28 protein-coding genes are annotated in these 25,327 nt (G+C 61.5%); 5 read left to right on the forward strand and 23 right to left on the reverse strand.

Annotated elements, in window-relative coordinates:
- Window positions 1–103 precede the first annotated feature (103 nt).
- On the forward strand, window positions 104–901 hold the full coding sequence (locus tag CFI11_RS05045; protein ID WP_130403670.1) for a mannosyl-3-phosphoglycerate phosphatase: 798 nt from the start codon (window positions 104–106) through the stop codon (window positions 899–901).
- A complete protein-coding gene (locus tag CFI11_RS05050; protein WP_130403672.1) occupies window positions 894–2,114 on the forward strand; it encodes a glycosyl transferase in 1,221 nt (406 codons plus the stop codon). Before CFI11_RS05045 ends, CFI11_RS05050 begins: the two co-directional genes overlap by 8 nt.
- A gap of 40 nt (window positions 2,115–2,154) precedes the next feature.
- Here CFI11_RS05050 and CFI11_RS05055 read toward each other — a convergent pair whose 3' ends face one another.
- The 15 genes from CFI11_RS05055 to CFI11_RS05125 all read right to left on the reverse strand — a co-directional run bounded on the left by CFI11_RS05055 (window position 2,155) and on the right by CFI11_RS05125 (window position 13,212).
- Window positions 2,155–3,942, reverse strand: coding sequence for a sugar phosphorylase (locus CFI11_RS05055; RefSeq protein ID WP_130403674.1), 1,788 nt, complete (start codon window positions 3,940–3,942; stop codon window positions 2,155–2,157).
- Window positions 3,943–3,955: 13 nt separating this feature from the next.
- Window positions 3,956–4,591, reverse strand: a complete 636-nt coding sequence (gene ureG / locus CFI11_RS05060; RefSeq protein WP_130403676.1) for an urease accessory protein UreG — start codon at window positions 4,589–4,591, stop codon at window positions 3,956–3,958.
- On the reverse strand, window positions 4,588–5,235 hold the full coding sequence (locus tag CFI11_RS05065; protein ID WP_130403678.1) for an urease accessory protein UreF: 648 nt from the start codon (window positions 5,233–5,235) through the stop codon (window positions 4,588–4,590). The genes ureG and CFI11_RS05065 overlap by 4 nt, the downstream gene beginning before the upstream one ends.
- Window positions 5,225–5,680 carry an urease accessory protein UreE gene (gene ureE, locus CFI11_RS05070; RefSeq protein ID WP_130403680.1) on the reverse strand — a complete coding sequence of 152 codons (456 nt, stop codon included), beginning with the start codon at window positions 5,678–5,680 and terminating at the stop codon, window positions 5,225–5,227. The genes CFI11_RS05065 and ureE overlap by 11 nt, the downstream gene beginning before the upstream one ends.
- Before the next feature lie 19 nt (window positions 5,681–5,699).
- Window positions 5,700–5,921 carry a DUF1127 domain-containing protein gene (locus CFI11_RS05075; protein WP_130403682.1) on the reverse strand — a complete coding sequence of 74 codons (222 nt, stop codon included), beginning with the start codon at window positions 5,919–5,921 and terminating at the stop codon, window positions 5,700–5,702.
- 132 nt (window positions 5,922–6,053) lie between these two features.
- Window positions 6,054–6,239, reverse strand: a complete 186-nt coding sequence (locus CFI11_RS05080; protein WP_130403684.1) for a hypothetical protein — start codon at window positions 6,237–6,239, stop codon at window positions 6,054–6,056.
- A gap of 119 nt (window positions 6,240–6,358) precedes the next feature.
- Window positions 6,359–8,068 (reverse strand): urease subunit alpha, encoded by a 1,710-nt coding sequence (gene ureC / locus CFI11_RS05085; RefSeq protein ID WP_130403686.1) that lies wholly within the window; start codon window positions 8,066–8,068, stop codon window positions 6,359–6,361.
- A gap of 3 nt (window positions 8,069–8,071) precedes the next feature.
- A complete protein-coding gene (locus CFI11_RS05090; RefSeq protein WP_165390188.1) occupies window positions 8,072–8,881 on the reverse strand; it encodes a hypothetical protein in 810 nt (269 codons plus the stop codon).
- On the reverse strand, window positions 8,881–9,435 hold the full coding sequence (locus CFI11_RS05095; protein WP_130403690.1) for a GNAT family N-acetyltransferase: 555 nt from the start codon (window positions 9,433–9,435) through the stop codon (window positions 8,881–8,883). Before CFI11_RS05095 ends, CFI11_RS05090 begins: the two co-directional genes overlap by 1 nt.
- Window positions 9,432–9,833, reverse strand: coding sequence for a carboxymuconolactone decarboxylase family protein (locus CFI11_RS05100; protein WP_130403692.1), 402 nt, complete (start codon window positions 9,831–9,833; stop codon window positions 9,432–9,434). Before CFI11_RS05100 ends, CFI11_RS05095 begins: the two co-directional genes overlap by 4 nt.
- Window positions 9,833–10,654: a cyclase family protein gene (locus CFI11_RS05105; protein WP_130403694.1), complete on the reverse strand. Its 822-nt coding sequence runs from the start codon at window positions 10,652–10,654 to the stop codon at window positions 9,833–9,835. Before CFI11_RS05105 ends, CFI11_RS05100 begins: the two co-directional genes overlap by 1 nt.
- 28 nt (window positions 10,655–10,682) lie before the next feature.
- Entirely contained in the window at window positions 10,683–10,988 is a 306-nt protein-coding gene (locus tag CFI11_RS05110) for an urease subunit beta (RefSeq protein ID WP_130403696.1), read from the reverse strand.
- A gap of 129 nt (window positions 10,989–11,117) precedes the next feature.
- The gene (locus CFI11_RS05115) at window positions 11,118–11,420 is read right to left on the reverse strand and encodes an urease subunit gamma (RefSeq protein ID WP_130403698.1); all 303 of its coding nucleotides are present in this window, start codon (window positions 11,418–11,420) and stop codon (window positions 11,118–11,120) included.
- 1 nt (window position 11,421) lies between these two features.
- Window positions 11,422–12,189, reverse strand: coding sequence for an urease accessory protein UreD (locus tag CFI11_RS05120; RefSeq protein ID WP_130403700.1), 768 nt, complete (start codon window positions 12,187–12,189; stop codon window positions 11,422–11,424).
- Window positions 12,190–12,486: 297 nt separating this feature from the next.
- A complete protein-coding gene (locus tag CFI11_RS05125; RefSeq protein WP_130403702.1) occupies window positions 12,487–13,212 on the reverse strand; it encodes a type 1 glutamine amidotransferase in 726 nt (241 codons plus the stop codon).
- Between the two features lie 81 nt (window positions 13,213–13,293).
- Here CFI11_RS05125 and CFI11_RS05130 point away from each other — a divergent pair, with 81 nt between their 5' ends.
- Together CFI11_RS05130 and CFI11_RS05135 are read left to right on the forward strand one after the other, a co-directional pair.
- A complete protein-coding gene (locus CFI11_RS05130) occupies window positions 13,294–14,550 on the forward strand; it encodes a cytochrome P450 (RefSeq protein ID WP_130403704.1) in 1,257 nt (418 codons plus the stop codon).
- Between the two features lie 10 nt (window positions 14,551–14,560).
- Window positions 14,561–15,844 (forward strand): glutamine synthetase family protein, encoded by a 1,284-nt coding sequence (locus CFI11_RS05135; RefSeq protein WP_130403706.1) that lies wholly within the window; start codon window positions 14,561–14,563, stop codon window positions 15,842–15,844.
- Here the strand turns inward: CFI11_RS05135 and CFI11_RS05140 are convergent.
- The 4 genes from CFI11_RS05140 to CFI11_RS05155 form a co-directional block, all read right to left on the reverse strand.
- A complete protein-coding gene (locus CFI11_RS05140; RefSeq protein ID WP_130403708.1) occupies window positions 15,837–18,068 on the reverse strand; it encodes a PAS-domain containing protein in 2,232 nt (743 codons plus the stop codon). The two genes, CFI11_RS05135 and CFI11_RS05140, sit on opposite strands and share 8 nt — an antisense overlap.
- 6 nt (window positions 18,069–18,074) lie before the next feature.
- A complete protein-coding gene (locus CFI11_RS05145; protein WP_130403710.1) occupies window positions 18,075–19,232 on the reverse strand; it encodes an FIST N-terminal domain-containing protein in 1,158 nt (385 codons plus the stop codon).
- A gap of 38 nt (window positions 19,233–19,270) precedes the next feature.
- Window positions 19,271–19,963 (reverse strand): response regulator transcription factor, encoded by a 693-nt coding sequence (locus tag CFI11_RS05150; RefSeq protein WP_130403712.1) that lies wholly within the window; start codon window positions 19,961–19,963, stop codon window positions 19,271–19,273.
- A gap of 139 nt (window positions 19,964–20,102) precedes the next feature.
- Complete coding sequence (locus CFI11_RS05155) at window positions 20,103–21,863, reverse strand: PQQ-dependent methanol/ethanol family dehydrogenase (protein WP_130403714.1); 1,761 nt, start codon at window positions 21,861–21,863, stop codon at window positions 20,103–20,105.
- 172 nt (window positions 21,864–22,035) lie between these two features.
- Here CFI11_RS05155 and CFI11_RS05160 point away from each other — a divergent pair, with 172 nt between their 5' ends.
- Entirely contained in the window at window positions 22,036–22,578 is a 543-nt protein-coding gene (locus CFI11_RS05160; RefSeq protein ID WP_130403716.1) for a hypothetical protein, read from the forward strand.
- A 111-nt stretch (window positions 22,579–22,689) separates the two neighbouring features.
- Here the strand turns inward: CFI11_RS05160 and CFI11_RS05165 are convergent, their stop codons facing one another.
- The 4 genes from CFI11_RS05165 to CFI11_RS05180 form a co-directional block, all read right to left on the reverse strand.
- The gene (locus CFI11_RS05165; protein WP_130403718.1) at window positions 22,690–23,226 is read right to left on the reverse strand and encodes a tetratricopeptide repeat protein; all 537 of its coding nucleotides are present in this window, start codon (window positions 23,224–23,226) and stop codon (window positions 22,690–22,692) included.
- Between the two features lie 72 nt (window positions 23,227–23,298).
- Window positions 23,299–24,096 carry an ABC transporter permease gene (locus CFI11_RS05170; protein WP_130403720.1) on the reverse strand — a complete coding sequence of 266 codons (798 nt, stop codon included), beginning with the start codon at window positions 24,094–24,096 and terminating at the stop codon, window positions 23,299–23,301.
- A gap of 67 nt (window positions 24,097–24,163) precedes the next feature.
- Entirely contained in the window at window positions 24,164–24,883 is a 720-nt protein-coding gene (locus tag CFI11_RS05175) for an ABC transporter ATP-binding protein (RefSeq protein ID WP_130403722.1), read from the reverse strand.
- The gene (locus tag CFI11_RS05180) at window positions 24,880–25,323 is read right to left on the reverse strand and encodes a hypothetical protein (RefSeq protein WP_130403724.1); all 444 of its coding nucleotides are present in this window, start codon (window positions 25,321–25,323) and stop codon (window positions 24,880–24,882) included. The genes CFI11_RS05175 and CFI11_RS05180 overlap by 4 nt, the downstream gene beginning before the upstream one ends.
- Window positions 25,324–25,327 lie beyond the last annotated feature (4 nt).

Below are 25,327 nucleotides of genomic sequence, written 5' to 3' on the forward strand. Positions count from 1 at the left end.
GGGTGGCGCGTTCTTGTGCAAATGATCTCCGAAACCGCAGAGACGGGGGCCATAACCTTGGGTGTTTCGGGAAAAAGGGTCAGTCTTGACGGACGGACGAGGGATGGAACAGGTGAATTTGGTCGTTTTCACCGATCTGGATGGAACGCTTCTGGATCATGAGACGTACAGCTATGCGCCAGCGCAGCCGGCTCTTGAGCGGTTGGCCAGTTGCCGCATTCCCTTGATCCTCGCAAGCTCCAAAACCGCCGGAGAGATGGCCCCCATTCGTCAGGCTATCGGGTTCTCGCACGCTCCGATGATTTGTGAAAACGGCGGGGGTATTGTGCCCGGTGGGGTAGAAGGCCGTGTTGACCGCTCCGGCTATTGGCGATTGCGGGACGCATTGGACCGGATGCCCCCCGATCTCCGATCCCGCTTCGAAGGCTTTGGGGATATGAGTGTCGCGCGCGTGCGCGAGGTCACCGGTCTGCCAGAGGCGGACGCCGTGCTGGCCAAGGAGCGCGCGTTCACGGAGCCGGGATTGTGGAGCGGACCCGGAGAGGACAGCTTTGTCGAAGCTCTTGAGGCATTCGCGATCACAGCCCGACGCGGCGGGCGCTTTCTGACCCTTGGCGCAGGCACGACGAAGGCGGATCGCCTGAGCGAGATCACCTCTCAATACGGCGCATCCTTCACGGTGGCGCTGGGCGATGCACCGAATGACGCTGAAATGCTGTTGGCGGCCGATCGTGGTATTCTTATTCCAAACCCGCACGCGCCGGACATGTCGGATCTGATCGAGCAGTCCGAAGGACGTATTGCTTTGGCGGAGGAGCCGGGACCGGCAGGCTGGGCCCGTGCGCTGGGCCTGCTGCTGGATGAGCTGGGATATCAAGACAAAGGAGAGCGGCATGGCTGACTTTCACCAGAACGGCAATATTGCCACGATGCACAATCTGCGCGCAGCGCCGATGGAGGCTATGACCCATGCGCTGACGACATTCGCGCAGAGCCGCAAGATTACTTTGATCCTGCCGTCGCTTTATTCGGAACTCGAAGCGCCGGCCTTGGCCCAGATCGTCAAGGAACTGGCGGAAGTGCCTTATCTCCACCGCGTCATAGTGGGGCTCGACCGCGCCGATGAGGAGCAATACCGCCATGCCGTGTCCTATTTCAGCGCCTTACCGCAGCATCATGTCGTGATCTGGAACGACAGCCCACGGCAAAAGGCCCTGGGCGAGCGATTGAAAGGGATGGGTCTTTACCCGGCGGAGCCGGGCAAGGGCAAGAATGTCTGGTCGTGCCTGGGCTATCTGATGGCCTGCCAGGACAGCGATGTGGTGGCCATCCACGATTGCGATATCACCACCTATCACCGAGATATGCTCACTCGGCTGGTCTATCCGGTGGCAAACCCGAACTTTCCCTATCAGCTGGCCAAGGGCTATTATCCGCGCATCGGGGACGGGAAGATGAACGGTCGCGTCACGCGCCTGCTGGTCAGCCCGCTTTTGATCGCGCTGAAAAAGGTCATCGGCGACCGTGACTACATCGACTACCTGCGCAGCTTCCGCTACCCGCTGTCGGGTGAGTTCGCGATGCGCACGTCGGTCTTGCCGGATCTGCGGATCCCGTCAGATTGGGGGCTGGAGATCGGTGTTCTGTCGGAAGCCTGGCGCAATCTGGCGCCAAAGTCGGTCTGTCAGGTGGAGATTGCCGACAACTACGATCACAAGCATCAGGATCTCAGCCCGGACGATGCAAAAGCAGGTCTGAACCGCATGTCGACGGACATCTGCAAGGCGATCTTTCGAAAGCTTGCCGCAGACGGGACGATCTTCACCACCCACGTGTTTCGCACGCTGAAGGCGACTTACTACCGTGTCGCGCTGGATCTGTTGGAAAGCTACTATAACGACGCGGCGATGAACGGTCTGACGATAGACCGCCACCGCGAAGAGCAGTCGATCGAACTCTTCGCCGAAAATATCATGCGGGCGGGGCAGGTTTTCCTCGAAAACCCGTCTGAGACGCCGTTCATTTCAACCTGGAGCCGCGTTCATGCGGCGGATCCCGACCTGATGCGGGATATGTTGCGCGCGGTGGCTGCGGATTACGACGATCTGGGATAGGCGGGGGCGTTTTCCGTCACGGAAAACGCCGGAAAATGTGTCATTTTCCGCGCGCCCGGACGCGGCCGTTGCGGTTGGAAATCCAGCGGCATTGATAAGGCGCAAAACGGAGCGGTTCATCTGCCGGCTCGATCACATCGCCGCTGATCAGATCCACCCAGATATCCCCATCGATCAGATTGATCGACACCGGATCGATGGCGATCTCTTCCTTGCTCACATTGTGGATGGCAAAGATGGACTGGTCCCGGTCAAGCGCCTGCCGCCAGACGCCGAAGAGCCGGTCATCCAGTTGTAATGTGAACTGCGTGCCATTCGGATGGAAGGCAGGTTGACCTGCACGCAGGGCAATCCGCGTCTTCAGCATGCTCAGAACCCGGGCGGTGTTACTCTCGGGATCAGCCAGTGCTTCTTTCAGTCTCGGATAATCCCAGCGATGCCGGTTGATCGCGCGTTTCATGCCTGTCTTTTCGACACGGTCATGATCGTTGGGCGTCGCGAGCAGGGCGTGGATGTAAAAGGCCGGGATGCCTTCGAGCGACATGATGATGGTCTGAGAGGCCAAAAATCGTTCCAGGTGGTGATCATCTTCCCCTTCGAACGTGCCTTTCAGGGCGTCGAAGAAGGTGATGTTCAATTCATAGGGGCTTTCCTTGCCGCCTCCCAGCGCGCGCATCGACACCTCCCCGCCATGACGGCGGATCGTCTCGATCATTGTGTCTTTCTGATCCTCCGGCAGGATCCCTTCGGCGGGACGCATCCCGATCCCGTCATGGCTGGCCGAGAAATTCAGATAGGCACAGCCCATCTGCGCCGGCGGCATCGCGGCCTGCCAGCGCGAGAGATACCGCGCGCTGCCCGACAGCATCGCATGCAGCACCAAGGGCGGCAGCGGGAAGTTATAAACGACATGCGCCTCGTTGCGATTGCCGAAATAGCTGAGGTTCTCCGCACTGGGCACATTGGTTTCCGTCAGCAGGATCACCGGTTCCATCGCGAAATCGCAGAGTAGCCGCATCAGCCGCACGATGGCATGTGTTTCGGGCAGGTGAACGCAGGGCGTGCCCACCACCTTCCACAGAAAAGCCACCGCATCCAGCCGCAGGATGCGCACACCGTTGTCGATGTGCAGCCGCATGATGCGCAGAAATTCCAGCAGGACTTCAGGGTTGCGGAAGTCGAGATCGCATTGGTCGTGACTGAACGTGCACCAGACATGTTTGAGCCCGTCGCTCGTCTCGGACGGGCGAAGGAGCGGATGGGTCCGGGGGCGCACGACGGCAGTCAAGTCGTCGTCCGGGGAGGCTTCAAAGAAGAACTGATCGTAGGGCGCATGGCCCTGCAGGTACCCGTTGAACCAGGCTCCCTGACTGCTGACATGGTTCAAAACCAGATCAGACATCAGTTTGAAATCGGCGCCGATCCGGTTGATATCGGGCCAGTCACCGAGGATCGGATTGACCGCGCGGTAATCGCTCACGGCAAAGCCATCGTCTGAGGTGAACGGAAAGAAGGGTAGGATATGCACCCCGTTCAACGTGCCATGCAGATTTTCCTTTAGAAAATCATGCAGCAAGTCCAGCGGCTTGTGGGTCCCGTCGACGATGGTGTCGCCATAGGTGATAACCAGCGCGTCCTTCTCTGACCAGAAATTATTCGACGGTTTGCGTGCGCGTTTGCGGCGGGGCCGCTCGTCCGGCCAGAACGCCTCCACGATCTGGCTCGACAGGATATCGGCGTCGAGATCTGGATAGATCTGACTGACCAGATCGGCCAGACGCAACGCAAAGGCATCCCGCGGCGCGCGGACATCCCCGCGCGTCAGCATGATCGGGGGCGGATCATCCCGCCTGTGCCACCGGGCGGCTGAGCCCGCCCATCTTGCAGATCTGATCGGCCACCGTCTCGACCCCCTTGCCATGCCTGAGGGCGGCAAAGACAAAGGGACGCTCGCCACGCATCTTCTTGGCATCCCGGTCCATCACGTCGAGCGAGGCGCCCACATGGGGGGCAAGATCGGTCTTGTTGATGATCAGCAGATCCGATTTCGTGATGGCCGGTCCGCCTTTGCGCGGGATCTCTTCTCCGGCGGCCACGTCGATCACATAGAGCGTGATATCGGCCAGTTCGGGGCTGAATGTGGCCGACAGATTGTCGCCCCCGCTTTCGATCAGCACGATGTCGAGGTCGGGAAAACGGTCGTTCATCTGCGCCACCGCGGCAAGGTTGATCGACGCATCCTCCCGGATCGCGGTATGCGGGCAGCCGCCTGTTTCCACGCCAAGAATGCGGTCCTGTGGCAGGGCCTGCATGCGCATCAGCGCCTCGGCATCCTCTTGCGTATAGATGTCGTTGGTGATTGCCGCGACGGAGAAATCATCACGCAGGGTGCGCGCGAGGGCGGCCGTCAGCGTTGTCTTGCCCGCGCCGACGGGGCCGCCTATTCCGACGCGCAAAGGGCCGTGTGAAGAGCTCATGAGCGAAACAGCCTTGAATACTGGGTTTCATGGTTCATCGAGGCAATATCGGCCATAAAGGCGCAACTGCCCAGATCGTCAAGGGTCTGGCCCATGGCCTCAGCGGCGATCTCCGCGCAAAGCGGCGCAATGGCGGCGAGAACGGCGTGCCCTTCGGTCTGGCCAAGTGGCACCAGCCGGATCGCGGCAGAGGTCAGGTTGCCGGCAAAGGCATGCAGGTAGAGCGCGATGGTCCTTTCCAGATCGAACCCCTGATCTCGTGCTGCAACGCCGATGGCCACCGGATATGTCAGGTTCTGCACGGCGGTCGGCCAGATATCGGAGGTGGTCCGGGCAAAGGCCTCACCTTGGAGACTGGTCTCCATCAATCGTTCTCGGGACGGCGCAAGTGCCCGGGCGAGCATGTCGATCTCTGTCACCTGGGCCTCGTCGACGGCCTGGTAAGACGCCGCCAGCAATATGGCATCGTTGCGTCCCGCGCCATGGGTCAGAATATCGGTCAGCCAAATCCGAAAGCTTTCCACATCCGAGACGTGCCCCTGATCCACCGTCCATTCCAGACCATGGCTATAACTGAACGCTCCGACCGGATAGGCCGGGGACAGCCAGTGCGTCAGGGTCAGGGTTTCGAGGTCAGTGGGCATGGGAATGCGTTCTCCCATGGCCGTAAGCGCCGCCTTCGGGGGTGAAAGGTTCGGTGACCTCGCGCGTTGCGGCGCCAAGCTGACGCAACATGTCTGCGATCACGTGATCTTGCTGGATCAACAGGCGATCCGCCTCGATCTGGCAAGGGGTGTGGCGGTTGCCGATGTGCCAGGCAACACGGGTAAGGTCGTCCGCCGTCACTTCCAGCAAAGCCTCTGCAGCGGCGGTCACAAGAACTTCGCCGCCGCTTTCCAGAAGCAGCACGCCGCCATGGCCCAGCGATGTGGTCTTGGGCAGATCGACCAGCAGCGCCTCTCCGCTCTCCAGCGTCAGAACCTTGCGGCGCAGAAAACGGGCGTCGTAGTCGAGCGCGACCCGGCCCGCCGGGGTCGGGTCATGCGCGTGGTCATGATAGGTGCGGGCGATCAGATCAGGGGCTGTCATTGAGCCCCCCGATCTGTCGTCAGGCCCAGTAGTTGTTCATGAACACCGTGCGGGCAATGTCTTCGCGGCGCAGACCACGTTCTGCGAGTTCCGCGTCGCTCAGCGCATTGAGCGCTTCGAGTTGACGAACTTTGGAGTTCGCATCGCCGAGTGCCACAAGAGCATTGCCGATCACGGAGAAGAACTGGCCGATCAGGCCAAAGACGGAGGTTCCGCCTGTTTGTGTAGATGTGTAAGCCATTGGAAACCTTTGGACTTGTATTTCGGTTTCCTCCCTGCTCCACGAGATAGGTCACAGATGCTGTCTCAGCCAGTGCCCTCGCGGAATAGCCGCCCTTCGTCTGACGCAAGGGTCGGCCCGGTATGGTGTATCTCAGCGCAGGCTGCGCGTCAGATCCTCGCGGGTGATGTCCCTTGCGGTCAGTTCGCTGTCTGGCAGGGCCAGGAGCGCTTCGGCGATGCGTGTCCGGGCGCGTTTTTCGGCCATGTGGACCAGCAAATGGTGAAGGCGCGCCAGAAGGCCAGGCTGCGCGTGTGCGACATCGGTGATATGTGCCATGAGACCTCTCAATCGAATAGAACGACGGGTCTCCTCCCTTGGCTTCAGTATAAATTAAGGGCGCGTTTTCAGCCAGAGAGCAGCGTGCATGGCCGGTCTGTGTCATGTGCAAGGCCTCGTTAGTAAAGGAAGTAACGCTGCGCCATCGGCAAGACCTCGGCAGGCTGGCAGGTCAGCAATTCGCCGTCGGCGCGCACTTCGTAAGTTTCGGGGTTCACGTCCACTTTTGGCAGCGCATTGTTCAGAATCAGATCCTTCTTGCCGATGTTGCGGACGCCCTTTACCGCCACGGTCTCTTTTGCCAGGCCAAGGCTGTCCCGGATCCCGGCGGCTTGTGCCGCTTCACTTACGAAGATCACGGCAGAGCGCTCGACAGACCGGCCAAAGGCGCCGAACATGGGCCGGGTATAGACAGGTTGAGGGGTGGGGATGGAGGCATTCGGATCGCCCATCTGCGCACAGACGATGGTCCCGGACATCAGCACCATCTCGGGCTTCACGCCGAAAAACGCGGGCGACCAGAGGCAGAGATCCGCGCGCTTGCCTTCTTCGATCGAGCCGATTTCGTGGCTCACCCCATGGGCGATCGCCGGGTTGATTGTGTATTTCGAGATATACCGGCGCACGCGCAGATTGTCGTTCTCGCCAGTTTCCTCTGCCAAACGTCCCCTTTGCTTTTTCATCTTGTCGGCGGTTTGCCAGGTGCGGATCAGCACCTCGCCCACCCGCCCCATCGCCTGACTGTCTGACGCGATGATGCTGAAGGCGCCCATGTCATGCAGGATGTCTTCGGCTGCGATGGTCTCCCTCCGGATACGGCTTTCGGCAAAGGCCACGTCCTCGGGGATCGACTTGTCCAGGTGGTGGCAGACCATGAGCATGTCCAGATGCTCTTCGATGGTGTTCACCGTAAAGGGCCGCGTCGGGTTGGTGGAGGAGGGGAGCACATGCTCCTCTCCGCAGATCTTGATGATGTCAGGCGCGTGCCCGCCGCCGGCGCCTTCGGTGTGAAAGGCATGGATGGTGCGGCCCTTCATGGCGGCGACCGTGTTTTCGACAAATCCGCTTTCGTTGAGGGTGTCGGTGTGGATCATGACCTGTACGTCCATGTCGTCGGCCACCGATAGGCAGCAATCAATCGCCCCCGGCGTCGTGCCCCAGTCTTCGTGCAGTTTCATGGCGCAGGCCCCGGCCTCCACCATCTCGACCAGGGCGGCGGGTTGCGAGGCATTGCCCTTGCAAGAGAGCCCGAAATTCATCGGAAACGCGTCCAAAGCCTGCAGCATCCGCCCGATATGCCAGCTCCCCGGTGTGCAGGTCGTGGCCAACGTGCCATGCGCAGGGCCGGTTCCCCCGCCCAGCAGCGTCGTGACACCGGAATGCAGCGCGTCTTGGATCTGTTGGGGGCAGATGAAATGGATATGGCTGTCGAAGCCGCCAGCGGTGAGGATCTTGCCCTCGCCCGCAATCGCTTCTGTCCCCGGCCCGATCACGATGTCCACACCGGGCTGCGTGTCCGGATTGCCGGCCTTGCCAATCTTGTGGATCCGCCCGTCACGCAGACCCACATCCGCCTTGTAGATGCCGGCGTGATCCACGATGAGCGCGTTGGTGATCACCGTGTCCACGGCGCCGTCCGCCCGGGTGGCTTGGGACTGCCCCATGCCATCGCGGATCACCTTGCCGCCGCCGAACTTCACTTCCTCGCCGTAAGTGGTCAGGTCTTTCTCGACCTCGATGATCAGATCCGTATCAGCCAGTCGAACCTTGTCCCCCGTGGTGGGGCCGAACATCGCGGCATAGTCGGAACGTGCAATCTGTGTCGGCATGGGTCACGCCCTCTTCCAGTGTTTGATTTCGTCTTCGGCGGACATCTGAGCGTGAAGGCCAAGCTTCGGCTCGATCTCCGTCAATTCGCGCAGCGCCGCTTCAAATCTCTCGGTTGCCCCGGTTTCATCATAGAGCATCAGCAGGTCGATCAACGTGAAGGCGAGGCTGTCGATATCCCCTGCCTCTCGCGCAAAATCCGCAGCCTTCTCGTAGGTCGGGACAGCACGGTCGACCTTGTTCTGGTCGTATGCTTCGTAAAAGTCGCCCAATTGCCGTAGGGCGCGCGCGGCGTGTTGTTTGTGACCTTCCCTGGTCAGCTCTTCTGCCAGATCCCGCAGCAAACCCATCGCGATCTCTTGCTCTCTTGCCTCACTGTAATGTCGGGTCAGTTTTTGTGTTTCATAGACAAGATCGTCCAGCTTGCCCGCCTCGCGGGCTTTCTGTACGGTCCGGATCCGATGCTGGATCGCGCGTTTTGGCTGCAGTTCGGCAAGTCGGTCGAGTGCGATCAGAACGGCGTCGCTATCACCCGATTGCGTCACCACCTTTTCCGCCGCTTCGACCTCCGGTTCGATCCAGCTCGTGTCGACAATCTGCGCTGAAATATAGGCAAGGTGCGCTTTTTGCTCTGTCACCTTGTCGGCATGCCCCTGATCCCGGTAATAGGCTAGCGTCGCCTCGTGCAAGCGACGCGCCTTTTCGAAGATTGGGTTGGTGTCTTCGGGATCGTCCAGCCCGTCCACCTCATCCAGCATCATCACTAGGGCGCGCTGCACGGTCTCATCGGCTTCGCTGTCATTGGTTATCTTCATCATTTGATCTGCGAACCGTGCGCGAGATGGTCAGACGCACCTTGGGGCAGCGCCAACCGCATGTGGAGGATGCGTGGATCATCGGCAGCATAGGCCTCTGCGCCGCCATAGGTCTGGAAACCGACTGAGCGGTAGAGCGATATAGCTTCGGTCAGAAAATGCATGGTGTCGAGGATCATCTGCCCAAACCCCATGGCACGGGCCTTGGCGATGATCGCGTCGCATAGCGCCCGGCCCAGCCCTGTGCCCCGCGCGGTGTCCGACACGAACATCCGGTTCATCTCGCAGGTTTCCTCCGTTTGACGGCTCAGCATCACCACTCCGACCGCAACGTCCGGCCTGCGCGCCAGAAGGCACGCGCCATGCGGTGGGGTAAAATGTGCGGACAGATCATCTAGCTCAGCCTCGACATCATGGCTGGTCATGTGATCGTCGACCATCTTTCGCGCTTCCGGAGCCCGCGCGCGCAAAGCGTCGAAATAGGCCAGCGTGAGGCTTTTCGCGGCGGCAAAATCGGCAGCACCTGCGGCCTCTTTGATCAAGACATCCGTCATGGCTCCGCCTCGAACATGTCGTCCACAGGTGTTTGCAGCGCGGTCACCAACCCGTTCGTTTGCATGGCCATGCCGATCACGGCCAGCAACTCGCCCTGCATCTCGGGGGTCATCCCCTTCGCTTTCGCCGCCGCCGTGTGGGAATGCACGCAATAGCTGCACCCGTTGGCGGTAGAGACGGCGACATAAAGCATCTCCTTGACCAGCGGGTCGAGCGCACCGGGCGCCATCACGTCTTTCAAACGCTCCCACGTTGCCTTGAGCAAGGCCGGGTCATGCGCCAGCGCGCGCCAGAAATTGTTGATGTACTCCGTCCCTCGTACCTTGCGGATATCATCGAAGACGGCCAGCGCCTCGGCGCTGACCGCGTCGTCCGACAAAAGCGGAACGGTGCCCATCAGATCATCGCGAAGATACGGGCCGGCCCGCCAGAGCCGCCCTTGTGGTTCGGCGCGCCCACGACCAGCGTCGCCCCCGCCGCCGGCACATTGCCAAGGCCCGCGATGTTTTCGATTCCATAGCGACCGGCGGGCAGCCAGGCGTAATGCGTCGCGAAATCCGCTGATGGCCCGTGATCGAGGGAGAGCGTGTCTGAAGCGAGAGCCGACGCCGTCGTCTCCTCCAGCAGCATCTGTGCGGCTTCAAGATGGAAGCCCGGGAAATGCATCGCCCCGCCGTCGTCCACCCCGCGATAGGCATCGCTCATCGCCTTGTCAGCCCATCCCGAATGCATCGCGACACAGGCTTTTTCCGGGATCGGCCCGTTGGTGTCGATCCAGGCCTGCAGGTCGTCCGGTGTCACCTGTGCATCCGCATCCTCCGCAGCCTTGGCCGCGATGTCGATCACGCAGAGCGGGACCACAAGATCGCTGACCGGGATTTCGTCCACCGACGCACCGTCGGCTGAGAAATGCAAAGGTGCATCGATATGCGTGGCCGTGTGTTCATTGATCGACAGATTGAAGAGGTTGAAGCCGCTTTCCGCGAAATTGAACGCTTGGTCCATCGCGATGCCCGGTTCTCCGAAAAAGGTCGGGAAGTCGGGGCTCAGCGTGTGCGTCATATCCACCACGCCGCCATGCCCTGCCGCCAAAGCCGGCGGGGCCGTCGCCACCATTCCCGCCGTGGCGGCCACACCCGCTGCCGCGCTGGCGCGAAAGAAGTCCCTTCGGGACAGCATCCGCTCCTTTACCGAATTGATGACGCAGATATCGCACATGACAAAACCTCCCTTTGGTTTGTTTCGATTACAGGTCGCCCATGACCTGCTGATTGAACCCAAAGATGCGCCGCGCGCCGCCGATCGCGATCAGCTGCACCTCTCTGCGCTGACCGGGCTCGAACCGCACCGCAGTGCCTGCGGCGATGTCCAGCCGCATGCCGCGCGCCGCGTCGCGATCGAAATCCAACGCGCCGTTGCTTTCGGCAAAATGGTAGTGACTGCCCACCTGAACGGGCCGGTCGCCGGTATTGGCCACCATCAGCGTGATCGCCTCGCGCCCTTCGTTGAGGGTCAGCTCTCCCTCTTTGGTCAACACTTCCCCGGGGATCATGCGCGCTCTCCTTTCGCAGACGGTCCAAGTGCCGTGCCATCTCGCGCTATCGCGCTCGATCTTGTGAAAAGCAGCTCTGTGATCATCACTCAGGGTCCTGTCTTCTTCTCGATCAAAATACGGAAAAACCTAACGGATCGGATTGTGCACCGTCACCAGTTTGGTGCCGTCCGGAAACGTCGCCTCGACCTGCACATCGTGGATCATTTCTGGCACGCCCTCCATGCATTGCTCGCGCGTTAGGATCTCCGCGCCGGCCTGCATCATATCCGCGACCGACCGCCCGTCGCGCGCCCCTTCGACCACAGCATCGGTGATCAGGGCGATGGCCTCGGGGTGGTTCAGTTTGACGCCGCGCGCCAGGCGGCGGCGCGCGACTTCTGCGGCCATGGCCACCAGCAATTTGTCTTTTTCTCGGGGTGTGAGTTGCATGTCAGATCGTCCAGGGTCGGGGAAGGGGATGCGCATTCAGCAGCGCGACAAGCGGTATAAGAATTTGGCGGAGCGCAAAGCTATCCTGCGCCAGGAGACGCGCATAAAGAAGATCTTCGTGCAATGCGCTGATGCCGCAGGACTTCGGGAGACGCTCGCGCGCCGCCGCCAGAAAGCGCGCGGCGGCGGGGGCCGCATAGATCACACTGGCCATCGCGCCCGCGCCATTGCCCAGGGCCGCGCGCGTCATCTGATCGGCGGCGCGCCCGTCGATGATGGTGCGGTCGGCGAAAATCAGGGTGCCGTCCCGGACAACGTCAATGCGGTCCCTGAAATGAAGCCTGTCCAGGCGCTCTCCCATCGCTGCGCGTCCAAAGACCACCGGTTCGACCGCGAGGAGTGTGGATGTGCGCTCCATCCGGATCGACAGGGTGCGATCGAGCGCGGCTTGGTCGTAAAGCAGCGTCTCCTGGGGCAGCCAGGCCATCCGCGCATCCGGGGCCAGGTCGATCTTGGTTTCGATGTGTCCGGTTTCTCCCTCTTGCGCGCGGTAGGCACGCTCTGCGGCCTGCGTGGTGACGGTCACATCCGTGTGTGCCTTCGCTTCAATTTGCGTCGAAAACCTGTCTCCGCCGGTGACGCCGCCTGCTGTGTTCAGCAGGACGGCTGTCAGGTTGTCCGTGGCGCTGCGTGGAAAGAGAAGCTTGAGAGAGCCTTGTTGCCTGAGAGCGCCGATAACCGATGACGGCGCGCGGGACTTGACGGTCAACTCAACAGCGCCAACTGCGCGCGGTTGCGCTGCAGCCCGGGTTTGGGGCGCTTCCAGGTTGAGCAAGGCGGAAATGGACGCCTCCGGTCTTTCAGGTCTTTTGACCTTAAGCTTAGGCAAGCAGCTCCGTCATGGGCAACACTTTCCAAGGCAAGGCCGTCATTTACCGCATTTCTGCCTAATCTTTTGGCGCAGCAGAAACCTGCAAGGCCTGGCAACCCACAACCGCGTCTGCAACGGGCGCCGGAAAATGTCACATTTTCCGGCCGTTTTCCGTTACGGAAAACGGGCCCCGCATCATCCGTCTGTCTTGGGCACGGACTGATGCTCAAAAAAACGTGCGATGCTTTCGGCAAAGGCCATTCTGTCCGCCCGCCGCTCAAGCGTTTGTCTCGCCTTTCGCGTCAGTTCGGATCCGAGTTGCGGTGCCAGTTCCTCTGTCAGCGCCGCAATGAAGTCCGGTCGCATTTCCGGGTGATGCTGCGTCGTATAGATCTGCTCTCCCAATGAGAAACCGCTGACGGGACATCCATCCGAGCATGAAAGCGCCTGTGCGCCTTCCGGCATCCGGGCGACCTGCTCCGTATGGCTGCCGTAAAGGTGCAGCGGATCCGGCATGGCCTGCATCCATGCCGTGCGGGCAACGAGTGTATTGACGGTCAGGCCATGCACCCAGCCGCCCGGATTTTTGACCACCTGGCCGCCGAGGGCGAGCGCGACAGCCTGATGACCGAAACAAGCCCCGAAGATCGGCTGACCCGCCGTGAATTGCCTCCGGATCAGCCCAAGGAGGGTGGCGATCCAGTCTGCCCCATCGTGAACGGATGCCGGGCTTCCGGTGATTATGAGCCCGTCGAAGGCCGACGGCTTCTCGGGAAAAACACCGTCTTTCACCGCAAAGGCAGTGCAGGACCAGTTTGGGCGCACGTCGTGGATGAGATCGGTGAATTTCGTCCCATCCTTGGGATGCTTCTGCGCAAAAGCGCTTTCGTCGGTATTGGTCACAAGGATGGCCAGATTCATACGCGCCCTTATACTGGTTTTGATTTACTTATGAAGCCACTCCCGTAGGCTGAACATGTTAATCAAGGCGAGAGAGGCAGCATGACGATCTGGTCCCCTCATGATGATGGATTTGCCGATCTGACCTTGCATGACACCTTCTCTGATGGTGCGCCTTACAACACCTTTGCCCGGCTCAGGCGGGACGATCCGCTGCACTGGACGGACTATGCGGATGGGGAAGGGTTTTGGTCGGTCACCCGTCATGCCGATATCGCCGAGATGAACCGCAATACCGAAGTTTTCTCCTCCGCGCGCGGCATCCGGATGGAGGATCAGAGCTACGAAGAATATCTCGCCCGCCGCACTTTTCAGGAGACCGACCCGCCTGAACATAGCCGGACACGCATGCTGCTTTTGCCTGCCTTCACCCGGACTGTGATGGCCGAGTACGAAGAAGAGATCCGCGATCTCTGCCACGGTATCCTCGACGCAGCGCTTGAGCATGGGACCTTCGACGCGACCAAGCTCATTGCCCGCGAATTGCCGATGCGGATGCTGGGCCGCATCATCGGCACACCGGAAGAGGATCTGCCCTGGCTGGTGGAGAAAGGCGACGCGCTGATCGCCAACACCGACCCTGATTTCACCGACCACGTGCTGGACCGGATGGAGACCGATGAATACCGCATGATGCCCTTCAATTCTCCCGCAGGGGCAGAGCTTTACGCCTATGCCAAGGAATTGATGGAGAGCAAAGCCGCGCGCGGGGACGAAAGCGGCGTTCTACCTCTGATACTGAGACCGGCCAAGGACGGCTCTGTCATCTCCGAGACGGAGTTTCGCAATTTCTTCTGCCTGCTCGTTGCCGCGGGCAACGACACCACGCGCTATTCCATCGCCGCAGGTATTCAGGCGATGTGTCACCAGCCCGAACTGCTGGCGCAGATGCAAGGCGGAGAGGTTTGGGACACCGCGCCCGATGAGATCATCCGCTGGGCCACCCCCGCGCTCTATTTCCGGCGCACGGCGACGCGCGATCATCAGATGCACGGCAAGACGATCCGCGAGGGGGACAAGGTGCTTTACTGGTTCGCCTCTGCCAACCGGGACGAGGCGGTCTTCGATGATCCCTACCGCGTCGACCTCGCGCGCCATCCCAACCGCCACCTGGCTTTCGGGCAGGGCGGGCCGCATGTCTGCCTGGGCATGTGGCTCGCGCGGCTTGAGGTGCGCGTGCTCTTTCAGGAGCTTGCCAAGCGGCTGAAATCCATCGAACCTGCCGGACAGCATAAATTCCTGCGCTCGAATTTCGTGGGCGGGATCAAGGAATTGCCCGTCACCGTGACGCGCGCCTGAAGGAGACGACATGAAAGACCGGCTGCGCGCTCTTTTCTGCGACCATCTCAGCATCATGCGGGGCAAATACCTGCCGGGATCGAAGATCGGCGACGGCAGTACGCGGTTCTGCCTGTCGGTCTTTGGCACGCATTACGACCGCGATCTGCTGGATGCGCCCGGATCGAAGGTGAAACAGGGCCTGCCGGATATGGAGCTACGTTGGGTCGGGGAGGAGATCCGCGACAGTTGGGACCCCGCGACCAAGATCGTTCTTGGTGATCTCTATGACGAGGCGGGCGCGCCGCTCCCGCTCTGCCCGCGCGGGGCGCTGAAGCGCGCGGTGGCGGATTGGCAGGCGTGGGGTCTGACGCCGAAGATCGGGATCGAGCTGGAAGCCTACGCCCTGCAGGCTGACGAAAAGGGCCGCCTCATGCCCTATGACGCGCCGGGCGGCGTGGTTTACGGGACGGGGCCGTTCGCCGATCCGCTCAGGTTCAATGATCGCATCTGGGAGATGGCGGATCAGATGGGCTTCTCGCTCGATCTGATCACGGCTGAATTTGACACGCCGCAATTCGAATACACGCTGACCTTTGACGAGGCGGTCAAGGCGGTGGACGACATCGTCCTCTTCCGCCTGATGGCGCGCGAGATTGCACTGGAATACGGGATCGTCCTCAGTTTCATGCCCAAGCCCGTTGCCGAGGGCGGCGGGTCCGGAATGCATATCAACTTCTCCTTTCTCGATGAGACGGGCGGCAATGCGCTGGGCCCCGATGGCGGGGCCGAGGGGCTCAACGATCTGGGAAAAGGCTGTGTCGCCGGGCTTTATCGGCATCACGCGGGACTGGCCGGGCTGATCGCACCGACGGCGAATTCCTACATGCGGCTGCAGCCCGGATCGCTGTCGGGCTATTGGCGGAACTGGGGCGGGGATCACCGGAACGTCACCACGCGGGTCAGCGCTGAAGGCGGCGCCAAGGCGCGGTTGGAGCATCGGATGGCGGATGCCTCCGCCAATTCCTACACCGCCGTAGCCGCCGTGCTGCAGGCCGCGCGGCTGGGGGTAGAGCAGTCATACGACCTGCCGCCCTTGGAGACGGGCGACGGGTTTGACCGGACCGATGCGAAAGAGGGCGTGGCGCTTGATCTCAAGGGCGCGCTTGCGGATCTTGAGCGGGACGAGGCCCTTGTTGCGGCTGTTGGGCCGGAGCTTGTCGCCAACCACCTTTTCATGAAGCACAAGGAAGTGCGCAAGACGCGCGACCTCGAAGGCGACGCGCTGCGCGACTTCTACGTCTATTTCATTTAGCCGCAGCGCTGCGATGCTGCGGCTGGGAATGACTGGTCAGGAACTGTCGCAGCGTGTTGGTGTCGATCGGCTTGTGGATCACCTGAAGCCCTGCCGCCGCACAGGATGCGCGGGCGTCAGAGCTGCGGTCGGCGGTGATGATACAGGCGGGGATATCCCCCATCTCCCGCCGAATGCGGGCCACGGCATCCAGACCGTTCAGATCGTGATCAAGCTGGTAATCCGCGATCACGATATCGGGTGCGACGCCGATTTCGGCCAGAAGCGCGCTCGCCTCCTCCTCTGAACTACAGGCGAGCACATCCACGCCCCATTGTTCAAGCGAGACGGTGAGCGCGTTGCGCATCTCTGCATCGTTTTCGATCAGAAGCACGATGAGGTTTTGGAACCTCTGTTCCTCCGGCGCCTTGCGCCGCTTGGCACGGCGAGGGCGCTCCTCGACACTTTCGGAGCGGTTCAACTCGACCGAGAACACGGTGCCCTGTCCCACGCGGGATTGCACCTGCAAGGGATGATGCAGAAGCGCACAGGCCCGTTCCACGATGGCAAGGCCCAGCCCCATCCCTTCGGCGGCGCTGGCCGAGGCATTCAGACGCTGGAATTCACCAAAGATCACGTCATGCATGTCCTCGGGAATGCCCGGCCCGGTATCCCAGATCTCCAGCCGGACGGTGTTGCCGCGATGGCGGGCGCCGATCAGGACCTTGCCGTCATGGGTATAGCGCACGGCATTGGCCATGAGGTTCTGCAGGACGCGACGCAGATAGCTGGGGTCGCTTTCGACGATGGCGTTGGTTGGCACGCAGCGCAGCGACAGGCCCTTTTGGCGTGCAAGCGGCAACAACTCCTCGGTCAATTGATGCAGCAAGACGTCCAGCGAGACCGGGCCGATATCGACCGAGGCGCGCCCTGAGTCCAGTTTCGAGATATCAAGTAGCGCTTCAAGGATATGCTCAACGCTCAACAAGGCGCGGTTGGCCTTGGCCAGGATCGTCTTGGCCTGCGGGTCCTCCACATCATGTTCGACCGACGAAACGTAAAGCTTCGCCGCCGACAGGGGTTGCAGCAGATCGTGGCTGGCCGCCGCGACAAACCGCGATTTCGAGGCATTGGCACGCTCGGCCTCGGCCAGGGCGTCCTCCAGTTCCAGCGTCCGCTCCATCACGCGCTGTTCCAGCGTCTCGTTGGCCTCGCGGATCGCCTGCACCGCCTCCCGCTCTGCCGTGATGTCGGTGAAGCTGATCACAAAGCCACGATCCGGCATTTCCTGCGCGAAGACGTCCAGCACGCGGGAGCCGTGCAGCGTCATTTCGAACGACAACGCCTTGCGGCCCTTTTGGCTCGCCACCCAGCGTTCGACGCGCTCCAGCGCCATGCCGTCCGAGAATTGCACATCCTCTCGCAAACGGTCGAACAGCGCATTGAAGCCAATGCCCGTGCGAAAGCGTGTGACGGGGATCGACAGCAATTCGCCCACCTTCTGGTTCCAGCCGGCAAGGCGGGAATTGCTGTCAAAGATGCACACGCCCTGGTTCAGATGCTCCAGCGTGGCACGGATCAGACGGGTCTGATCATCGAGCAGTCTGTCACGCTGCTGGCGCTCCAGCAGCATGATGTCGGTCACATCGGTTTGCAGGATCACCGTGCCCCGGTCGGGCGTGCGATGCTCGCTGACCTGCACCCAGCGGTCCCAGATCATGCGCGCGTTGAAGATCACATGCTCATCCCGGTGCCGCAGCATCCGGCGCTTGGCCCATTGTTCCGGCGTTTCGGTCTTGGGCAGGAACAGGAATTTCGAGTGGCTGACGAGGTCGACGTAGTCGTCAAACCTCAGCCCCGGCACCATCCGGTCGCGGATATCGGGCATGTGCATGCCGAAGCGGCTGTTGCACATGACCAGCACATCGTTCGAGTTGAACAGCGCAAAACCTTCCTGCACCGTCTCAATCGCGTTGGTGAGGTCGGCCCGCGCGGTTTCGGTCTGCCGGTTCGCCTCCGCCAGCTTGGCGTTCGATTCGTTCAGCAGGTCCAGCGCGCGTTCCAGATCGTGGGTGCGGGTGCGTACCTGCTCCTCCAGAAGTGCGGCGCGCTGAAACTGTGCATAGGCGGCGCCCGATTCGTCAGTGCCCTGTTCGACGCGGCGCATCAGCTTGGCCGCGATGGCCATCAGCTTCTCGTTCTGACGCTCAAGGCTGTCATTTGGATCGACCAGATTATGGGGCATCGCGGCTCACTCCCCGTCGGGCGGGTAAATCGCAACGCCCGTCAGCGTCTGGTTCACATGCATGGAGTTCAACTGCTCTCCATAAGTCGAAAAGCCGACGACCCGGTTCTGGGACAGAAGGTTCGATATCTCGCGCGACATCTGCTTTTGCTCCGCTTCGATGCGGCGCAGCAGACAGTCGCAGGCCAGGATGACATCCGGTGCCCGCGCCGCCGACAGCGCCTGAAGCTCCCCACGCAGATGGTCCACCATATTCTGCGGTTCCGCAAGCGTCAGAACGACGCCCTCGTCAATGGCCGAGAAAAAGACCAAATCGCCGTTGTCTGCAACCCGCTGGATCGAGCGCACGTGATGAGCATCCCCGATGCGCACGACAACCGGATGGGCGGCGAAGGTAAAGGTCGAAAGCTGGTTCGGGTCCTTGCCCAGAAGACGCGCATATTCGCGGGCGGCGGGTTCGGCATTGATCTCATGTACCGTGCGGCTGGCCGGGTCGGCGCCGGTGACCACCATTCGGCGACCGGTTGGGACCAGATTGTCGGTCTTGACCACCTTGATCGGACAGCGTGTGCGGATCTGGGTCAGGACGGCGGCATTTTCCAGCGCCTGGCCGTCATAGAAGACAACCGTCTGGTTGAAATCGGTGCCATCCCCGGCAGAGCCGCCGAACAGCGGCATGGGCCCCAGCCCGATGGCGATTTCGGAGGTCAGCGCATCCTCCCGCGTGCTCAGCCCGTCGATCAGCAGGAAGGTGAACTCGCTCTCCCACTCCGGCACTTCGCGGATCAGGTCGGTGCGGGTGCGGATCATCTGATCGATCACGGCCTGGCCGTCGAAATTGTCCAGATCGCTGACCAGCAACGTCCGCGCGCGAAAATGGGACTGCGGCAGGCCCACAGCGACGACCTGGCCGTCGGAATAACCCTCGCTCGTCAACTCTCCCGCTGTGGTGCAGCCCACAACCCGAACAGGGGCAAAGGCCTTTTGCGCCTTGGCAATCACCGCTTTGGCGTCGGCTTCGGGGGTAACGAACAGCAGAACAAGCTCCAGATCGTCCACATTCAAACGATCTGCCAAAAGGGCCACCGGGTCGCCTTCATCATACGGCGCGCTGGCGGTCCGTACGATAGTCTGCGACCGGGTCAGAGCACTGACCAGGTTCATGTCGGCTTCCTCCCTAAAGCCGCACAAGCGTAGCGGGATCAGGGCGTGTCTGACAAGACGTTGGCAAAACTCGTCTCTTTGGCGATCAACACCGCCTGCGTCCGGCTTTGAACGCCCAGCTTCCGCATGATCGCCGTCACATGTGCCTTTACTGTCGTCTCTGCGATGGACAACTCGTAAGCGATCTGTTTGTTCAACTTGCCTTCGCAGATCAATTGCAGGATCCGCGATTGCTGGTTGGTGAGCGTCCCCATCCGCGCCACCGCATCCGTTGTCGCATTGGCGACTTCCGCCTGTTGCAGCAGAACCGCGCCATCGGGGATAAAGACCTCGCCCCGCCGCAGGGTCTGGATAGCGTTGCGAAAGACTTCGCGCTGGCTGTGTTTAGGGACAAACCCCGCCGCGCCCGCATTGATCGTGCCCGTGATCACCCGGTTGTCCGCCATAGAACTGACCACCATCACAGGCACCCGTGCCGCCGTTTTCAGCCGGATCAGCCCGTCAAGGCCGTTGACGTCGGGCAGGTTAAGATCCAGCACGATGATGTCCGGGGGGCCATGCGCCTCGATCTCTCCCAGCGCGTATTCGAGGTTGGCCGCGGTGCGGATATCCTCGATATCGGCCACCGCCTGCAGCGTCATCGACAGCGCATCGCAGAAGAGCGGGTGATCGTCCACGATCAGCGCGGTGCGAAAAACCGTCTCGTCTGTGGTGATGCAAGTGTCGCTCATGGCACCCTCATATCGGTAGGTCAGCCTTGTCAAAGCTTAGCAAGCCCGGTCCTGCAAGCCCACATACCCAAAGGTCGTAACGCAAAACGCGCGCCCGGGTGGGGCGCGCGTCGTTTGCAAGGATATTGAGCAAGCTCAATCAGTTCTGCGCATATTGCTTGGGCAGCTTGAAGGTCCACAGCATGCCGCCCTGGTTCAGGTAGTTGACCTTCTTGGCCACCTCACCGCCCCAAAGCGGAACCGCACCACCCCAGCCGGAGATGACGGAGACGTACTGCTCGCCGTCCTGCTCCCACGTCACGGGCTGACCCACGATGCCGGAGCCGGTCTGGAACGACCACAACTCTTCACCAGTCTCATCGTCGAACGCGATGAAGCGGCCTTCGGGCGTGCCGGTGAAGACAAGGCCACCTGCGGTGGTCATCACACCTGCCCAAAGCGGGGCGTCGTTCTTGTATTCCCACTTGATCTCGCCCGTGTCGGGGTCGATCGCCTTCAGGGAGCCGATATGGTCTTCGTAGTTGGGCTTGATGGTAAAGCCCGCGCCCAGATAGGCCGCACCTTTCTTATAGGTGATGGGTTCGTTCCAGATATCCATGCCCCATTCGTTCGACGGGACGTAGAAGTTGCCGGTGTTCTGGCTAAAGGCCATCGGCATCCAGTTCTTGCCACCCAGGAACGACGGCGATGCAAAGATCACCTCGCCTTTCTTGCCATCGGCGGCTGCGGCCGGATCGCCGGGGCGGTTATCTTCATTGAAGATCGGGCGGCCGTTTTCGTCGATGCCAGAGGCCCAGGAGATATCCTTGACGAAGGGCGTCGCCGAGACGAATGCACCATCCTCACGGTTGAGCACATAGAAGAAGCCGTTCCGGTCCGCTGTGGCAAAGCGCTTGTTGCCCTCGCGGTCGGTATAGGCCACGACCTCGTTCACGCCGTCGTAATCCCAGCCCTCGCGCGGGGTGGTCTGGAAGTGCCACTTGATCTCGCCGTTCTCGGGATTGATCCCGATGCGGGAGGCTGCGTAGAGATTGTCGCCAGACCCGTCATTGCTCTGGCCCGCGTCACGCAGCCAGGAATTCCACGGGGCCGGGTTGCCAGCGCCAAAGACCAGTGTATCGGTGTCGGCGTCGTAAGAGCCGCCCAGCCAGGTCGCGCCGCCGCCGGTTTTCCACATGTCACCGGGCCACGTCGCGTTGAGCGTGCCGGTCATGGTGCTTTCTTCACCTTTATATGTGCCCATGTGCCCTTCGATCACCGGGCGGTCCCAAACCAGTTCACCTGTCTCTGCATCGCGCGCCTGCACGGCCCCCACGATCCCGAACTCACCGCCGGAATTGCCGGTGATGACCAGTCCGTCTACGATCAGCGGTGCGGCGGTGTAGGAATATCCCGCCTTGTAGTCGGCGATTTTCTTGCGCCAGACGACGTCGCCGGTTTTCAGATCCAGCGCCACGATGCGTGCATCCAGCGTGCCGAAATAGATCTTGTCGCCATAGATCGCGCCACCCCGGTTGACCACGTCACAGCAGGGCAGGATGCCTTCGGGCAGGCGGGCGTCGTATTGCCAGACCTCTTTGCCGGTCTTCAGATCGATGGCGTACATCCGGCTGTAAGAGCCAGTGATATACATCATGCCGTCATAGATCAGCGGCTGCGTCTCTTGTCCGCGCTGCTTTTCGCCGCCCAGCGAAAAGGCCCATGCGGGGACGAGGTTCTGCACGTTTTCCTTGTTGAGCGTGTCCAGCGGGCTGTAGCGTTGCAGGTCGCGCCCCATTCCGTTGGTCAGCACCTGATTGGTGGTCGTCTGATCGCTGGCGAGATCAGCCTCCGTCACCTCTGCATAGGCCGCGCTGGTCGCGATGATGCTCGCGGCGGCGGCCATGATAAACCGGTTCATGGGGTCCTCCCTTATGTCTCCTCGTGGCGTCCGGGAGGGTGAGTCGCACCTCTCCCATCAGCTGTTGGCATTATCGAAAGAGGGGCGTTGCCGCGAAATTGCACAAAGGTCGTAGGGCGCGCCTTGACGTCACAGGTTAACGTTCTAACGCGACCAGGGGAGGAGAAAGACGTTGCGTATCAAAGCTTTGGCGGCGGCCTTGTTCTGTGCCTCCGCAATCGGTGCAGGGGCCGAGATGCCGGTGGGTCCGAAAACCATCGCTCTGGTCGACGGGGAAGGCGCGCGCGTGGAGGTCGGTGACATCCTCTTTGCGCCCGACGGAGGCTACCGCATCGACTGGCGGGAGGCGCCGTTCAAGGATCATTTCCTGTCCATGCGTCCGTTCCGCTGTCTCGAAGGCGCCCACAAGCACTGGTGTCACGTGCCTTATCCCTATGCGATCAACCGCGCGGTCTCCCCGGATGATCTGACCGATCTGGAATACGATCTTCTGTTTCTCTGGAAAGGCGCCACGGAATACGGGATCAACATGTGGAACGGCGTCTATTACCGGCTGACGCTGGAGAACGGGCAAATCACCGGCGCACTGCACGAGATGGATATGGACGCCCTATCGGCCCCGCCTGACACTGGGAACCTGCGCCCCCTGTCAGAGGATGATCTGCACGAGGCCGAGGCGGACAGTCACTGGCTGCCTTACGTGGTGATTGACTGAAAGACGAAAGGCTCCGTTCGGTACGGAGCCTTTGTCGTTCAGATCGGTCGCCGGTTTTACCGTGGTGTGTGCCTTGGGGGACCAGGGCGGCGGGCGATCGTCAATTAGCCCTCAGAAAGCAGGGGCATATTTCCAATTGTCCGCATCCGGGGTCACTTCGTCCAGATCATAATCGGCATTCTGCAATCTTTGCGCCACTTTCAGCCCATCGCGGGCAGCCTCATCCACCAAGGTGCGGCCTGCGACCTCATCCTTTGCCACCCCATGGCCGCGCATCAGGGCGATGCCGTAGTTGAACTTGCCCACCGGATCACCCGCCTCTGCCGCCCTACGGTCCCATTCCGCGGCGGCATCGGGATTATACGCGCCCCCCAGCCCGTTGTTGTCGAGCTGGCTCATCCAGGTCATGGCCCCTGTATAGCCCGCCTCTGCGCAGGCCTCGAAAACCTTTCGGGCCTTGCCATGTTCTCCCTTCTTGGTGATGCCGTAGCCCGCTGCGCAGGTCATCATATCGACCTCACCCCTTACGGCGTTGTCGATAACGCGGGCCATGGTCATCTCTTCGGGATTAAGCGTGCCGTCCTCATCGCCCATATCGGCAAAGGCAGGTGCGGCAAGCAGGGTCAGGATCAGCGCAGTTCGGATCATGGTATCTCTCCTCTCTCACAAGGGTAGCAAGGGCGATGCGAGATTTCATCTCTGCGATGGTCGTACGACCTGTCAGCCCTTGCGCCGGATCATGCCGCGCGCGGGATCATAGCCCCAGAGGGCCAGGGCGAGAAGTACGGCCCCGGCGAGGCCGGTCCAGACAAGGGCCGGTCCATTGAAATCGGCGTAGAGCGCGAAGCGGATCAGCTCGACCGCATGGGTGAACGGGTTCACGGCGCAAATGTCGTGCAAAAGGCGCGAGCTTTCGGCCATCTTCCATAAGGGGTAGAGCGCCGACGACAGAAAGAACATCGGGAAGATCACGAAGTTCATCACGCCGGCGAAATTCTCCAACTGCTTGATAAAGGACGACAAAGCCAGACCCAGCGCGCCCAGCATGATGCCGGAGACGAAAAGGGCGGGCAGGACGAAGATGTAGCCCTGCCAGGGCATATCGATGCCATAAAGGGCGGCGATGGCGAGGAAGGTGTAGACCTGCAGGATGGAGATGGCGGTGGAGGCAATGAGCCGGCAGACCAGCAGCCACCAGCGCGGAAGGGGACTGGTGAGCAGGAGGCGCATCGAGCCCATCTCGCGGTCATAGACGAGGCTGAGGGAGGATTGCATGCCGTTGAAGAGCAGGATCATCCCGCAGAGGCCGGGGACGATATAGGTCTCGTATTGGATATAGGTCTGGTAGGGCGGCGTGATCGACAGGCCGAGGGCGGCGCGGAAGCCGGCGGCGAAGACGATCAGCCAGACGAGCGGGCGGACGAGGGCGGCGATGAAGCGACCGCGCTGGCGGATGAAGCGCAAGGCCTCGCGCGCCATGATCGCACGCAGCGCGATGAGGTAGGCGGCTGGATTCATTCGACTTTCCCCTGGAAAGCCGAACCCTCCGGGGGGAGTTTATTTGGCAAGATGAAGCAGGGAGCGGTCATGTGGCCGCACCTGTCCGGAGCAGGAAATGATCGGTGAGGGGCAGCGCGCCGCGAAGGGCGCCGGCTGTGCCGTCTTCGAGGATCTGGCCCTTGTGGAGGATCAGGAGGCGGTCGTCGTCGCGCACCTCGTCGGCGAGGTGGGTGGCCCAGAGCACGGTGAGGTTGTCGGTTTGTGACAGATCATGGACGTGATCGGTGATGGCGCGGCGGGCGGCGGCGTCGAGGCCGACGGTCGGTTCGTCCAGCAGCAGGACAGAGGGGTCGTGGATCAGGCAGCGGGCGATTTCGAGCCTGCGGCGGTGGCCTCCGTTCAGGTCGCGGGTGCGTTCCCCGGCGCGTTCGGCCATGTCGAGGCGGTCGAGGGCGGCGTCGATCTTGAGGTGGGCTGTGCGGCCCGAAAGCCCGTGGAGGGCTGCGAAATAGGTGAGGTTGCGACGGGCGGTCAGGTCGAGGTCGAGCGTGGTTTGCTGGAAGACGACGCCGATCTGCGCGAGTGCGGCGCGCGGGTTTTGAGAGAGGGTGTGACCGGCGATGACGATCTCGCCTTCGGGTGCCGTGAAAAGGCGGGTGAGCAGGCCGTAGAGCGTTGATTTCCCAGCACCATTCGGGCCCAGAAGCGCACAGAACGCGCCCTGGTCGACATCGAAGCTGACGGCGTCCAGGGCGCGTTTGGTCCCGTAGGAAAAGCTCAAGGATCGGACGGAAAGTCCTGTCACTGAATGACAATCTCCAGTCGCTGCGTCTCGCCGGTGGAGCCCGGCACCTTGAGATAATAGCTGCCCGGCTTGATGGCGACAAAGCCGATTTCCATCGTGCCGGCCTCGTCGAATTCGACGCTGTCGACGCCGAGGGGGCGGATCTCCAGCCCTTCGATCACGATCTCGTCGATCCAGATGGCGCGGAAGAATTCAGGGCCTACGAGGGCCAGTTCCTGGCTGCCATCGGCTTCGATCTCGAACTCGTAATAGGTGCCGGATTTCAGCTCCCACGCGGCCTCGGCGAGCGGCATTCCGGCGCTTAGCGTGATGGGGGGCAGGTCCTCCTTGTTGCCGGCCGACAGGATGCCGGCGAGACCGAATTGAGGCGCGTCGTCGTTGTCGGCGAGGGCCGGGAGGGGCAGCGCCAGGAGGGCGGCGAGGCAGAGAGGGCGGATCATGTTA

The sequence above is a fragment of the Thalassococcus sp. S3 genome (assembly GCF_004216475.1).
In the GTDB taxonomy this organism is placed as follows: Bacteria; Pseudomonadota; Alphaproteobacteria; order Rhodobacterales; family Rhodobacteraceae.

Excerpts from the sequence above, each read along its gene's own strand:
- CFI11_RS05045 (WP_130403670.1), top strand. The coding sequence starts at position 104 with ATGGAACAGGTGAATTTGGTCGTTTTCACCGATCTGGATGGAACGCTT.
- CFI11_RS05050 (WP_130403672.1), top strand. The coding sequence starts at position 894 with ATGGCTGACTTTCACCAGAACGGCAATATTGCCACGATGCACAATCTG.
- CFI11_RS05055 (WP_130403674.1), bottom strand. The coding sequence starts at position 3,942 with ATGCTGACGCGCGGGGATGTCCGCGCGCCGCGGGATGCCTTTGCGTTG.
- ureG (WP_130403676.1), bottom strand. The coding sequence starts at position 4,591 with ATGAGCTCTTCACACGGCCCTTTGCGCGTCGGAATAGGCGGCCCCGTC.
- CFI11_RS05065 (WP_130403678.1), bottom strand. The coding sequence starts at position 5,235 with ATGCCCACTGACCTCGAAACCCTGACCCTGACGCACTGGCTGTCCCCG.
- ureE (WP_130403680.1), bottom strand. The coding sequence starts at position 5,680 with ATGACAGCCCCTGATCTGATCGCCCGCACCTATCATGACCACGCGCAT.
- CFI11_RS05075 (WP_130403682.1), bottom strand. The coding sequence starts at position 5,921 with ATGGCTTACACATCTACACAAACAGGCGGAACCTCCGTCTTTGGCCTG.
- CFI11_RS05080 (WP_130403684.1), bottom strand. The coding sequence starts at position 6,239 with ATGGCACATATCACCGATGTCGCACACGCGCAGCCTGGCCTTCTGGCG.
- ureC (WP_130403686.1), bottom strand. The coding sequence starts at position 8,068 with ATGCCGACACAGATTGCACGTTCCGACTATGCCGCGATGTTCGGCCCC.
- CFI11_RS05090 (WP_165390188.1), bottom strand. The coding sequence starts at position 8,881 with ATGAAGATAACCAATGACAGCGAAGCCGATGAGACCGTGCAGCGCGCC.
- CFI11_RS05095 (WP_130403690.1), bottom strand. The coding sequence starts at position 9,435 with ATGACGGATGTCTTGATCAAAGAGGCCGCAGGTGCTGCCGATTTTGCC.
- CFI11_RS05100 (WP_130403692.1), bottom strand. The coding sequence starts at position 9,833 with ATGGGCACCGTTCCGCTTTTGTCGGACGACGCGGTCAGCGCCGAGGCG.
- CFI11_RS05105 (WP_130403694.1), bottom strand. The coding sequence starts at position 10,654 with ATGTGCGATATCTGCGTCATCAATTCGGTAAAGGAGCGGATGCTGTCC.
- CFI11_RS05110 (WP_130403696.1), bottom strand. The coding sequence starts at position 10,988 with ATGATCCCCGGGGAAGTGTTGACCAAAGAGGGAGAGCTGACCCTCAAC.
- CFI11_RS05115 (WP_130403698.1), bottom strand. The coding sequence starts at position 11,420 with ATGCAACTCACACCCCGAGAAAAAGACAAATTGCTGGTGGCCATGGCC.
- CFI11_RS05125 (WP_130403702.1), bottom strand. The coding sequence starts at position 13,212 with ATGAATCTGGCCATCCTTGTGACCAATACCGACGAAAGCGCTTTTGCG.
- CFI11_RS05130 (WP_130403704.1), top strand. The coding sequence starts at position 13,294 with ATGACGATCTGGTCCCCTCATGATGATGGATTTGCCGATCTGACCTTG.
- CFI11_RS05135 (WP_130403706.1), top strand. The coding sequence starts at position 14,561 with ATGAAAGACCGGCTGCGCGCTCTTTTCTGCGACCATCTCAGCATCATG.
- CFI11_RS05140 (WP_130403708.1), bottom strand. The coding sequence starts at position 18,068 with ATGCCCCATAATCTGGTCGATCCAAATGACAGCCTTGAGCGTCAGAAC.
- CFI11_RS05145 (WP_130403710.1), bottom strand. The coding sequence starts at position 19,232 with ATGAACCTGGTCAGTGCTCTGACCCGGTCGCAGACTATCGTACGGACC.
- CFI11_RS05150 (WP_130403712.1), bottom strand. The coding sequence starts at position 19,963 with ATGAGCGACACTTGCATCACCACAGACGAGACGGTTTTTCGCACCGCG.
- CFI11_RS05155 (WP_130403714.1), bottom strand. The coding sequence starts at position 21,863 with ATGAACCGGTTTATCATGGCCGCCGCCGCGAGCATCATCGCGACCAGC.
- CFI11_RS05165 (WP_130403718.1), bottom strand. The coding sequence starts at position 23,226 with ATGATCCGAACTGCGCTGATCCTGACCCTGCTTGCCGCACCTGCCTTT.
- CFI11_RS05170 (WP_130403720.1), bottom strand. The coding sequence starts at position 24,096 with ATGAATCCAGCCGCCTACCTCATCGCGCTGCGTGCGATCATGGCGCGC.
- CFI11_RS05180 (WP_130403724.1), bottom strand. The coding sequence starts at position 25,323 with ATGATCCGCCCTCTCTGCCTCGCCGCCCTCCTGGCGCTGCCCCTCCCG.